Source organism: Streptococcus sanguinis, from assembly GCF_020729725.1.
In the GTDB taxonomy this organism is placed as follows: Bacteria; Bacillota; Bacilli; order Lactobacillales; family Streptococcaceae; genus Streptococcus; species Streptococcus sanguinis_V.
In genome coordinates this window covers 636,823-648,360 of sequence record NZ_JAJEPA010000012.1, presented here as the reverse complement: position 1 = coordinate 648,360, position 11,538 = coordinate 636,823, and the positions used below count along the sequence as shown (strand labels likewise).

The 11,538-nt window shown below is 42.1% G+C and carries 13 protein-coding genes; 3 read left to right on the top strand and 10 right to left on the bottom strand.

Translation table 11 applies throughout. The features are described from left to right. Positions 1-5: 5 nt before the first annotated feature. From K4I03_RS08525 to cdaA, 8 genes are all read right to left on the bottom strand, one after another. A complete protein-coding gene (locus tag K4I03_RS08525; RefSeq protein WP_227964677.1) occupies positions 6-386 on the bottom strand; it encodes a RidA family protein in 381 nt (126 codons plus the stop codon). Positions 387-599: 213 nt separating this feature from the next. After that, positions 600-761: a hypothetical protein gene (locus K4I03_RS08520; RefSeq protein ID WP_002895966.1), complete on the bottom strand. Its 162-nt coding sequence runs from the start codon at positions 759-761 to the stop codon at positions 600-602. 11 nt (positions 762-772) lie between these two features. Further along, entirely contained in the window at positions 773-2,083 is a 1,311-nt protein-coding gene (gene obgE / locus K4I03_RS08515; protein ID WP_227964674.1) for a GTPase ObgE, read from the bottom strand. A gap of 50 nt (positions 2,084-2,133) precedes the next feature. Further along, positions 2,134-2,262 carry a DUF4044 domain-containing protein gene (locus K4I03_RS08510; protein WP_002895969.1) on the bottom strand — a complete coding sequence of 43 codons (129 nt, stop codon included), beginning with the start codon at positions 2,260-2,262 and terminating at the stop codon, positions 2,134-2,136. Between the two features lie 117 nt (positions 2,263-2,379). Beyond that, complete coding sequence (locus tag K4I03_RS08505) at positions 2,380-4,119, bottom strand: Ig-like domain-containing protein (RefSeq protein WP_227964671.1); 1,740 nt, start codon at positions 4,117-4,119, stop codon at positions 2,380-2,382. A gap of 65 nt (positions 4,120-4,184) precedes the next feature. Beyond that, positions 4,185-5,537 carry a phosphoglucosamine mutase gene (glmM, locus tag K4I03_RS08500; RefSeq protein ID WP_002895974.1) on the bottom strand — a complete coding sequence of 451 codons (1,353 nt, stop codon included), beginning with the start codon at positions 5,535-5,537 and terminating at the stop codon, positions 4,185-4,187. A 94-nt stretch (positions 5,538-5,631) separates the two neighbouring features. After that, a complete protein-coding gene (locus K4I03_RS08495; RefSeq protein WP_227964668.1) occupies positions 5,632-6,396 on the bottom strand; it encodes a CdaR family protein in 765 nt (254 codons plus the stop codon). Continuing rightward, the gene (gene cdaA, locus K4I03_RS08490) at positions 6,384-7,232 is read right to left on the bottom strand and encodes a diadenylate cyclase CdaA (RefSeq protein WP_227964665.1); all 849 of its coding nucleotides are present in this window, start codon (positions 7,230-7,232) and stop codon (positions 6,384-6,386) included. The genes K4I03_RS08495 and cdaA overlap by 13 nt, the downstream gene beginning before the upstream one ends. 232 nt (positions 7,233-7,464) lie before the next feature. Between cdaA and murT the strand changes: the two genes are divergently transcribed. The 3 genes from murT to K4I03_RS08475 are packed head-to-tail and all read left to right on the top strand — an operon-like array spanning position 7,465 to position 9,869. Further along, positions 7,465-8,808, top strand: coding sequence for a lipid II isoglutaminyl synthase subunit MurT (gene murT, locus K4I03_RS08485; protein WP_227964663.1), 1,344 nt, complete (start codon positions 7,465-7,467; stop codon positions 8,806-8,808). Then, positions 8,808-9,593 carry a lipid II isoglutaminyl synthase subunit GatD gene (gatD, locus tag K4I03_RS08480; protein WP_227964661.1) on the top strand — a complete coding sequence of 262 codons (786 nt, stop codon included), beginning with the start codon at positions 8,808-8,810 and terminating at the stop codon, positions 9,591-9,593. The genes murT and gatD overlap by 1 nt, the downstream gene beginning before the upstream one ends. 18 nt (positions 9,594-9,611) lie before the next feature. Continuing rightward, positions 9,612-9,869, top strand: a complete 258-nt coding sequence (locus K4I03_RS08475) for a LapA family protein (RefSeq protein ID WP_002895980.1) — start codon at positions 9,612-9,614, stop codon at positions 9,867-9,869. A 40-nt stretch (positions 9,870-9,909) separates the two neighbouring features. Here K4I03_RS08475 and K4I03_RS08470 read toward each other — a convergent pair whose 3' ends face one another. Together K4I03_RS08470 and K4I03_RS08465 are read right to left on the bottom strand one after the other, a co-directional pair. Further along, entirely contained in the window at positions 9,910-10,569 is a 660-nt protein-coding gene (locus K4I03_RS08470; protein WP_227964659.1) for a hypothetical protein, read from the bottom strand. 58 nt (positions 10,570-10,627) lie between these two features. Beyond that, positions 10,628-11,524 (bottom strand): hypothetical protein, encoded by an 897-nt coding sequence (locus tag K4I03_RS08465; protein WP_227964657.1) that lies wholly within the window; start codon positions 11,522-11,524, stop codon positions 10,628-10,630. Between the last annotated feature and the right edge of the window lie 14 nt (positions 11,525-11,538).

The window sequence follows — 11,538 nt, the reverse complement described above, 5'->3', positions numbered from 1 at the left end:
CTTTTTTAGAGAATCTCGGCAATAACCTCAATCTCAATCTTCACATCCTTAGGCAGGCGAGCCACTTCGACTGCTGAACGAGCTGGAAATGCTTCTGTAAAGGCCGTTTTGTAAACTTCATTAAAGGCCACAAAATCATTGATATCACTCAAGAAGCAAGTAGCCTTGACTACATGGTCAAAATCTGTTCCAGCGGCTTCCAAAATGGCTGAAACATTTTTCAGCACCTGCTGGGTCTGCTCTTCAATAGTCGTCCCAATGATTTCTCCAGTTTCAGGAGACAGGGGAATTTGCCCGCTCGCGAACAAAAGATTGCCGACAATTTTTCCTTGAACATAAGGTCCAATCGCTGCTGGTACTTTATCTGTATGAATCGTTTTTGCCATAATTATCACTTCTCCTACTTATTTTTTTCATTATACCATAAAATAGCAGGCAATGGCCACGACAGATTGATAAGCCTTGACTTTTTCCATTTTTTCATTAATGAGGTCCTTAGAAGCTAAAAGGAAATCGACTTACCTATCAGAACCCATTTTTTAAGATTTAAAAACGCTGAGAAATTTTCCCCAGCGTTTATAGTTTCAAAATCAGAAGTCTTATTCCTCTTCCGCTTTCGCTAATGCTTCTCTTTCCAGACGCAGCTTACGCTTGGGATTCAGTTTGTTAAAGAGCTCTTCTAGCTTTTCTGCATTCCAGACGTCGGCTGCAGAGACAAAATTTCCATTTTCATCGCGGAAGGATATTGGTTTATCACCCACTGCAAGCCTCCTTAGTCAACGAATTCAAACTCAAACTTGCCGATGCGAACCAGATCGCCATCCTTGGCTCCGCGAGCACGAAGGGCTTCATCAACGCCCATACCACGTAGCTGACGGGCAAATTTCATAACTGCCTCATCACGGTCAAAGTTGGTCATATTAAAGAGTTTCTCTAGCTTGTCACCCGACAGCACCCAAGTCGCATCATCATCACGAGAGATTTCAAAGGCTGGTGCTTCCTCGTCAAAGCCATAGTAAGCTTCTTCTTCCATTTCAGACTCATCATAGAGCAAGAACTCTGGTGTCTTATCCAGTAATTCTGCGGTCGCATCCAAGAGCGTCGCAAGTCCTTGCTTGGTCAGACTGGAAATCGGGAAGATTTGCGGTAGTTCCGCAAACTCATCATAATTAGCTGATAATTTCTCTTTGAATATCTTAAGATTTTCAGCGCTATCTGGCATATCCATCATGTTGGCAACAATAATCTGCGGGCGCTCCATGAGACGAAGATTGTAGGATTCCAACTCTTTATTGATAGCCAGATAGTCCTCATAAGGGTCACGTCCCTCACTAGCTGACATATCGATGACATGCAGGATGACCCGTGTCCGCTCAATATGACGGAGAAACTGGGTTCCCAGTCCCACTCCTTGGCTAGCCCCCTCAATCAAACCCGGCAGATCTGCTACTGCAAAGGACTCTCCAGAATGAGTGCGAACCATGCCTAGATTAGGCACGATAGTCGTGAAATGATAGGCACCAATCTTAGGCTTAGCCGCTGTGATAACACTAAGCAAAGTGGATTTTCCGACAGATGGAAAACCAACTAATCCAACATCCGCAAGGACCTTGAGCTCAAGCAGAAGCTCTCTCTCTTGACCTGGTTCTCCATTTTCAGAAATCTCAGGTGCAGGATTTTTAGGCGTCGCAAAGCGGATATTTCCGCGACCGCCTCGGCCACCACGCGCTACGATAAATTCTTGACCATTTTCTACCAAGTCTGTCAGCACCTTGCCAGTCTCAGCATCACGAACCGTCGTCCCCTGCGGCACACGAACAATCAAGTCCTCAGCCCCTCGGCCATGCATTCCCTTGGTCATGCCCTTTTCACCAGACTGAGCCTTGAAGTGGCGATTGTAACGAAAATCCATCAGGGTACGCAGGCCCTCGTCTACAACAAAAACAACATTGCCGCCTCGACCGCCATCGCCACCCCAAGGACCGCCATTAGGAACATATTTTTCACGGCGAAAGGCCACCATGCCATCGCCACCATTGCCAGCCTTAACTTGAATCTTGGCCGTATCTAAAAACATACTCATTTTTTCTATTCTCTTTTTCTAGTCTAAAAAAACGCCCTGAAGCGTTTGGATTAAAAGATTGCACTGAGAGCAGAAGCAAAGATTGCTCCAACTGTCACGATGAGCATGATAATCACGACTAGCATCGTCAATTTTTCAAATCCTGTTTTTTTGCGTTGTCCGTTATCTCCAAAAGCCACGATAACACCTCTATCCTTTAAAAATTACTAGGTCTATTCTAACATGATTGCTCCGTTTTTTCAAATGGAAAAGTATGTAAAAAGGCTTTAAGAGAAAACTCTTAAAACCTTTGAATTTTATCTAGTCTTTTTTTGAAGAAAGACATAGCTTCCAAAGCCAACTAAGATTGCCAAACCTGCAACTGACAGCCAAAGTGTAGTTTCTTGACCAGTCTTAGGCAGAACTTTTTTGTTGCCTCCTGCAGCACCTGGATCATTGGTACCATTGTTTGAATTGTTATTTCCATTCCCTGGATTGTCTGTTCCGCCCTTTGGATTGTCGGAACTGTTACCAGGGGTATTGTTACCATTGCCTGGAGTGTTATTTGGATTATTGTTTGGATTATTATTTGGGTTGTTGTTTGGATTGTTGTTATTGCCAGGAGTTGGCGGCTGAACTGACTTACCTGGATCATTACCTCTATAAGTATTTGTAAAGACTGGATCCAAGTCATACTTGACAGAGCCCAAAAGCTCACCATTAACATCTGTTACAGTAACTGTCAGCTGTGCTTCCTTGTCATCATAGACGTAGTTAGGATCGTTTCCTGGGATTTCCTTAATGCTGTAGCGGTAAGTACCAGCAGCACTGTAGTTTAAAGCCTTGAAGTTGATAGAGCCGTCTGCTTCATTGGTAACAGTTTGAAGCAAGTTACCACTTTCGTCAAAGAGACCAAAGGTAAACTGACCTTTTTCTAACTCTTTGTTAACAAGCTTCTTCTGAGCCTTAATCATTACGTCTTTTGCCAACAGAGCGCTTCCTTTACCAGAACCATCTTCTAAGCGGACTGACTTAGTAATAGTGCGTTCTGGGAAGCCTTTTGCTGTCCAAGACAAGGTGTTGTTAACCACATCACCTACTTGAACACCATCTGGTACGCGAGTAGAGTACTCGATGTACATTGGCCAATTGTAGTTATCACCAAAGTTGATGGTAAAGCCATTGGCATCACCATTAGCATTTTGCGTAAGAACCGCCTTATTGGTGAAGTTATCCAAAACAGGCAGAGTCAGCAAGTGCGCTTCATTGCGGATACCACCTTCTACAGGAGCATAACGAACTGCTCGCAGTGTACCTGGTACCAGTGTTAGACCGTCGCCAAAGTTGTCTGAAATCACCATGTTACGAAGCATGTCCTGTCTTGCATTCAGGATAATGCGCCACTTGACAATTTTTGGATCGCTACTGTCTTGGTAACCATATTTCATTTCATATTCACCAGCAGTTCCTTCTACCTTTTCGTATTGGAAAGAAAAATCTGTCTGGCCAAATTTGAAGGAAACTGGCCCTGAATTTTGCACCTTGTCGTTATTAACTCGTACATTAAAAGTCAGGGACATTTCTTTTTGTTCGGTGTAGTTAGTAAAGTAATTACTAAAGGTTACCGTAACTGTCTGACTTGCTGGATTCGCTTGAGCTTTTCCGACTACTTCTCCCTTGTGATTGACAACATCAGATACTTGGAAGTTTAAGGGAGTAATCAGGGTTAATTCCTGCGGCAGTGAGAAAGTAAGGGTGTCGCCTTCAGCGATAGTTTGAGATGACGGGAATGTGAAACTAGTTGTTACAGACAGAGTTTCATTGGTCATAACTGTTGAGTCACTTGTTAATGGCACACCATCTTTGGTAATGCTTGTTTGCTGGGTATAATCTGTTACCTCAGCAGCCTGTGCCCTAGCAGCCAAACCAAGACCTGTAACAATGGCCGTTAACAAGATTAAAATTTTAAGAATAAGTGTTTTCTTATTTTTCATCTTATACTCCTTTCGTAGCTTATTATACCAAGAGTATTGCAATTTATCAACATTTTTATTCAAAGTGTTTAAAAATTCATACGAATATAAAAAAACCAAGACATTATGTCTCAGTTTCTTTACATTTATTAGTCTATCCCAATTTCATCTCGAACAACATTAGCAATGGTATCTACATAGTAATTAACTTCTTCGTCAGTTGGTGCTTCTGCCATGACCCTCAGCAGAGGCTCTGTTCCGCTCGGACGAACCAAAATCCGGCCATTACCAGCCATTTCGGCTTCCATTCTCTCAATCACCGTCTTGATAGCTGGAACTTCCATCGCCTTATCTTTCATGCTGTTTTCCACACGGATATTGACTAGTTTCTGCGGATAGATGGTTACTTCAGCAGCCAATTCGGATAGTTTTTTACCTGTTTCCTGCATGACCTTGGTCAATTGCACAGCTGAAAGCTGACCGTCACCTGTCGTATTGTAGTCCATGATGATAACATGTCCAGACTGCTCGCCACCTAGATTATAGCCATTCTTGCGCATTTCCTCTACTACATAGCGGTCACCAACTGCTGTCACAGCCTTTTGGATACCTTCACGCTCCAAAGCCTTATGGAAGCCTAGGTTAGACATGACAGTCGTAACAATGGTATTCTGCGCCAGCTCACCTTTCTCAGACAGGTACTTACCGATAATGTACATAATCTTGTCACCATCTACCAGTTCGCCATTTTCATCCACAGCAATCAAGCGGTCGCTATCTCCATCAAAGGCCAGACCAATTGCTGCACCAGACTCACGGACAACTTCCTGCAAAGCTTCTGGATGTGTAGAGCCGACATTCAGATTGATATTGAGGCCGTCTGGATTTTCTCCAATAATCGTCAACTGAGCGCCGAGGTCTGCAAAAATCTGACGAGCGCTGGTAGAAGCCGCACCGTTAGCCGTATCTAAGGCCACATGCATTCCTTCTAGTTCTAAGCCAGTTGAAACCAAGTATTGTTGGTACTTGCGCAGTCCTTCTGGATAATCCACCAAGTCACCTAAACCTTCGGCACTTGGACGTGGCAAGGTATCTTCTGCTGCGTCCAGCAAAGCTTCGATTTCCAATTCACGCTCATCATCCAGTTTATAACCGTCACCACCAAAGAATTTGATACCATTATCCAAAGCTGGATTGTGGCTGGCAGAAATCATGACTCCGGCGCTGGCTTTCTCTGACTTGACCAGATAAGCCACACCAGGCGTTGCAATGACACCCAATTTATAGACATGAATCCCAACGGACAAAAGTCCTGCAACCAAGGCGCTTTCCAGCATTTCTCCTGAAATTCGAGTGTCCCGGCCAACAAAGACCCGAGGAACTTCACTTTCGTGCTGGCTCAGAACATAACCACCAAAGCGGCCGAGTTTAAAGGCCAATTCCGGCGTTAGTTCCACATTTGCTTCTCCGCGAACACCATCAGTTCCAAAGTATTTACCCATTATAAATAGTTTCCTTTCATAAGACCTGGATGTAAAGATTTAGGATGCAACTCAGGCAGGCTAACTTCATCCAAGTTTATTTTCAAAATTTTATTTAGTTTTTATTTGATGAGCTCGAATTTGAGCTACTGTTAGAGGAAGACGAGCCTGAGCTGTCTGCTGTTTTAGTGTTGACACGCATAGTTGTTTCAAATGGTGTCACCACGCTTGGCATGACATTTCCCTGACCATCAACAGCCTGCAGCGGTGCTGTTCCGCTGTAGTTGCCGGTGATAATGACATTGGTCGGAAGAATAGCTACGACAGACTCAATCTTAGATAGGGTCTCCTCGTCACTTGTTACAGTAGCTTCCTTATTTTCCAAGGTCACACCACTGATAGACACATTTTCAGCCACTTGGCTGTCTGTGATGAGGTAGCGGACCTCAACCTTCTTGCTGGCTTTTTTACCAATCTTAACCGAAATCTTCTGCGGGGTGACTGTAGCAGTCAGACCGCTCGGCAGGTTTTCCACTTTTAGCGGAATCTCTACTGTGCCTTCTGTAGCCTTGGAAAGATCAGCTACGACTCGAAACTTCCGAGTACTTTCCTGCATTTCACTGGCTAGATTGACACGGTTGGAGCCTGTCAGGGCGACGGAAACTTCAGAAGTGAAGCCGCTGATAAAGTAATTCTCGCTGTCATATTTGATGTCAATTGGCACATTGGAAACCGTATTGGTATAAGTTTCAGATGTGACCTGTCGAACTCCAGTATTGTTTTGATAACTGCTAGAGGTTGCATAGACAAAAAGCACTAGGGCAAAGAAAAACGAAGAGATGATATAAAGAATTTTTTTACGTTTTTTCATTTCTTCCATCCCCCCATGAAGCGTTTTTTCAAACCTGCCGGCTTGTCCTGCTCTGATAAGAAGACCTTTCTCAGCTCTATCTCAAACTCATCCAAAGTCAAATCATGCTTGAAAATTCCATTGTGTGTAGTGGAAATCCCACCTGTTTCTTCTGAAACAACAAAAGTAAACGCATCGGATACTTCAGACAGGCCAATAGCTGCGCGGTGCCGGGTTCCAAACTCTTTAGAGATACCGCTGCTTTCTGTCAGAGGCAGGTAGGCACAGGAAGCCGCAATTTTATTGTTTTTTATAATGACAGCTCCATCGTGCAATGGCGTATTGGGGATAAAAATATTGATTAGTAGCTCTCCAGACACATCTGCATCCAAAGGAATCCCTGTTGCAATATATTCCTGCAAGGTGCGGGTTCCCTGAATGGCCACCAAAGCCCCGATTTTCCGAGGACTCATATAGGCAACAGACTTGACAAAGGCCTGAACCATTTTTTCTTCGTTACTGATGGGCGTTGTAGAAAAAATATCTGTTGCTCGGCCGAGCTTTTCCAATCCTGCCCGAATCTCTGGCGAGAAAATCACCACAGCCGCAATAACCCCGTAAGTGATGACCTGATTAATCAACCAAGAAATGGTGGTAAAGCCGGTGATATTGGCAAAAAACTGTGCCAAGATAAAGAAGAGCACCCCACGGACCAGAATCATAATCTTCGTACCGGCAATGGCCTTGATTAGATAATATAGAATCCATGCGACGATAGCGACGTCAATAATATTAATTACAATCCTCCAAGGGTCAGAAAACAAACTGGCCCAATATTGGAGATTGGTTAGTTGTTGAAAATTCATACTTAGACTTCCTACTCCTGTACAAGCAAAATCAAACAGCTGTAGCAACAAATAGAGCTTATTAAATCTAATAACAGCCTGATTTTATCTTGTAATTAGAGTTTACTCAATTAACTTCTCTCTTTTTATTTTACAGTGGGTCTTAATGCTTAAAGACTTACCAACCCATTATATCACGTTTGTCAATATTTTTCTGTAACCTTCTTTACTTTTTTATGATAAAATATTTCTTATGAAGATAAATACAGCCTTGGGCCTCTTGGCAGGCAAGTCCTCCCACTTTGTTCTCAGCAAAATGGGACGCGGTTCGACTCTGCCAGGGAAAGTTGCCCTGACATTTGATAAAAATATTTTACAAAACCTAGCAAAGAACTATGAGGTCGTGGTTATTACCGGAACCAATGGGAAAACTCTGACTACAGCTCTGACAGTAGGCATTCTCAAGGAAGCCTTTGGAGAAGTGGTGACCAATCCCAGCGGTGCCAATATGATTACCGGAATCACGACAACCTTCCTGACTGCTAAAAAAGGCAAATCTGGCAAACATATCGCTGTGCTAGAAATAGATGAAGCCAGCCTATCTAGGATTTGTGATTATATCAAGCCTAGTCTCTTCGTCTTTACCAATATTTTCCGTGACCAGATGGACCGCTATGGGGAAATCTACACGACCTACCAGATGATTCTGGATGCTGCAGCTAAAGTGCCTGAAGCAACTGTACTGATGAATGGTGACAGCCCCCTCTTTAACTCCGTAAGCCTGAAGAATCCTGTACGCTACTATGGATTTGATACCGAGAAAGGCCAAGCTCAGCTGGCTCACTACAATACAGAGGGCATCCTCTGCCCCAAGTGCGAGCATATCCTCAAGTATGAGCTCAACACCTATGCCAATCTGGGAGCTTATATCTGTGAGGACTGTGGCTTCAAGCGTCCTAAACCGGATTACAGCCTGACCGCTCTCAAAACACTTGAGCATAACCGCTCTGCCTTTACCATTGATGGTCAAGACTATCAGATCAATATCGGCGGTCTTTATAATATCTACAATGCCTTGGCCGCTGTATCAGCAGCTCAGTTCTTTGGTGTCGAGCCAGCTACTATCAAGGCTGGATTTGACAAGAGCCGGGCTGTCTTTGGCCGTCAGGAAACTTTCAAAATCGGCGATAAGGAATGTACCTTAGTCTTGATTAAAAATCCGGTCGGAGCGACCCAAGCTTTGGATATGATTGGACTTGCACCCTTTGACTTCAGTTTGTCCGTCCTGCTCAATGCCAACTATGCGGACGGCATTGATACCAGCTGGATCTGGGATGCTGACTTTGAGAAGATTTTAGAGATGGAGATTCCTCATGTCATTGCAGGCGGTGTGCGCCACTCTGAGATAGCGCGTCGACTGCGGGTAACGGGCTATCCAGCAGATCAGATTACTGAAGTCAAAGATTTGGAAGCAGTCTTTAAGGCCATTGAGCAGCAAGAAACCAAACATGCCTATATCTTAGCAACTTATACTGCCATGCTGGAATTCCGCGAATTACTGGCAGAACGACAAGTGGTCAGAAAGGAGATGAACTAATGGTATACAGATCCCTCACTTCTCCTGAAAACAAGGACTATCGCTACGATGTAAAGATTGCCCATCTCTATGGCAATCTCATGAATACCTACGGCGATAACGGTAATGTTCTCATGCTTAAGTATGTGGCTGAAAAGCTAGGCGCTAGAGTTGAAGTCGATATCGTCTCTCTAGAAGATGACTTTGACAAGGACAGCTTCGACATCGTCTTCTTTGGCGGAGGTCAAGACTATGAGCAAACGATTGTGGCTCGTGACTTGCCGGCTAAAAAAGAGGCTTTGGAAAGTTTTATCAATGAAAATGGCGTTGTGCTAGCTATCTGCGGTGGTTTCCAACTCTTAGGCCAATACTATATAGAAGCTTCTGGCCGACGAATTGAAGGTCTGGGTATTATGGGACATTACACCCTTAATCAAACCAATAATCGCTATATCGGTGACATCAAGATTCATAACGAAGAATTCAATGAGACCTACTACGGCTTTGAAAATCACCAAGGACGGACTTTCCTCTCGGACGATGAAAAACCTCTGGGCAAAGTCGTCTATGGAAATGGCAACAATCAAGAGGATGGTTGCGAAGGTGTTCATTATAAAAATGTCTTTGGCTCCTACTTCCATGGTCCCATATTGTCCCGCAATGCGAATCTGGCCTACCGTCTGGTGACCACCGCTCTAAAAAATAAGTATGGCTCAAATATTAAACTAGCCGCTTATGAAGATATCCTAGCCCAAGAAATCCCAGAAGAATACGGAGATATCAAAAGCAAGGCAGAGTTTGAATAGATAAACAGGAGAATCACTATGAAAGAAAAATTGCACTATATTCTGCTTTTAATTACCGTTCTATTAGTTGCTGGTATTTCCTTGGCCAATATGCAGAGTGTCAATGTTAGCTTTATCCTATTTAGCTTCAAACTTCCCTTAATCATATTGATTTTGGTCTCAGTGCTCCTAGGCTCTGTCACGACCTTTCTCATCAGCATGCTAAAAAACTTCTCGCTGAAAAAAGAGCTTAAGAAAACCAAAGAAGCACTTAAAAATTCCCATACAGAAAACTAGGTTGGAAATTATTCCAGCCTAGTTTTTTTGTATTTTCTTTTTATGAAATTTTATTGTATCTATTCTTTCTATATCTTTCAACAGCCATAAACCATCGAACCATATTGTTTTGCCATAATACTAAAACTCCTACAGCTGTCATAATACCTATAAAGCTTAAAGTAATAATCTCACTGCCGATAGGTGTACCTATCATATTAAAAACTAGAATAGATATAACTAAAATTGGACTAATCAGCCCCATTAAAGCCATAGATACTGTGAAAACCCAAGCAACTATCTTCTTACCAAGTGTAACCTTCTTATCTCCAAAATTACCCCAAATAAGATTCGTATCAACTGCCCGTCTAAAATTTTCTTTACTGGTTGGCTGTGCCAACTTAACATTCTTATAAAGGGCTCGCTCTACTATGACCAGCAAAAGAGTACCTTCCAGAAACCAAACAATTAGAAAATAAACCAAAGTACCATAGCCATAGACACCACCAAACAATCGTGTCTCAGGAAAAAGCTGCATCACACCACTAAAAGCAATCAGAAATGATGTAATTAAAATGATTTGTTTTCGATTGCCACGCGATGCCTCTGTATTCAATAGTTTACTTTTAGGAGCTGCTAAGGGATCTCTTGGCTTTTCTACATTTACATAAATAGCCTGACCATCACTTTCCCCTATATAAATAACTTTCCTAAAAAACATACTTTTTTCTTTCCTCTCTATATACTAACAATTAAAACAAGTCAGGTTGATATAGTTCTCAGCACTTTCTTTTCTTCCTCTTTTTAAACTGATAATAAATAAAACTCCCCGTAGCATCCAAGACAATCGTATAACCAAAAATTCTTATAAACCATATTACCCAAATCGGAATATTTTCAACATCTATATGCAATAATTGCAAACAAGCAATAATACCAAGAAATAGAATAACCTCTGCAATCAAACGGGGCTTAGTCTTTTTGAAATCTAAAGTTTTAAAAAGACTCTGATTATATAATTCTTCTGGTACTTCTTCCCAGTAAGTCTTATCTTTCGCTCTCAACTTAAGTAAATATCCGACTTCAACAATGAGTCTCGAGAAAGCTGATATAAACACTAGATTACCAAAAATACCTAATATTTGCTTATAATAGCCGGTTATCCAACCAACCATCATTCCCCCAAGCAAGGTAGCTCCTAGAATTATCCAGATAGAGGGTTTACTATAGACACTCGAAGCAGCAACATAGTTGGCATTAGTCCGTTGCTCGGAAAAGCCTGTTTCTAATTGTTTCTTTAGCCATCTTACATTATAAAGGATTAAACCCAAAAATAGAATCAGAGAACTAAGCCCAAAAATAATGGTATATATAAAAGAATTTCTCAATAAATTATTAGTGAGTACAACAATAACATAATCCGTTAAAACTAATGACAGAAGTAATCCATTAATCATTGCAAAAAGCATGGCTGTGCCAAAAAATTGATGCCTATAAATCAATTTTTGATTGAAAGAAACAATTTGACATATCGTCATAAAAAGAAAGTATACACAAAAAAATAGGAATATAAGATTAGAAAAGGGATTCAATTTGAGTTGATCTTTTATAAAATAATACACATGCGACAAGGCAATACTTAAGACAAATATACCGGACCAGGCCAAACCAAGCATCCCAACGGAAGCTC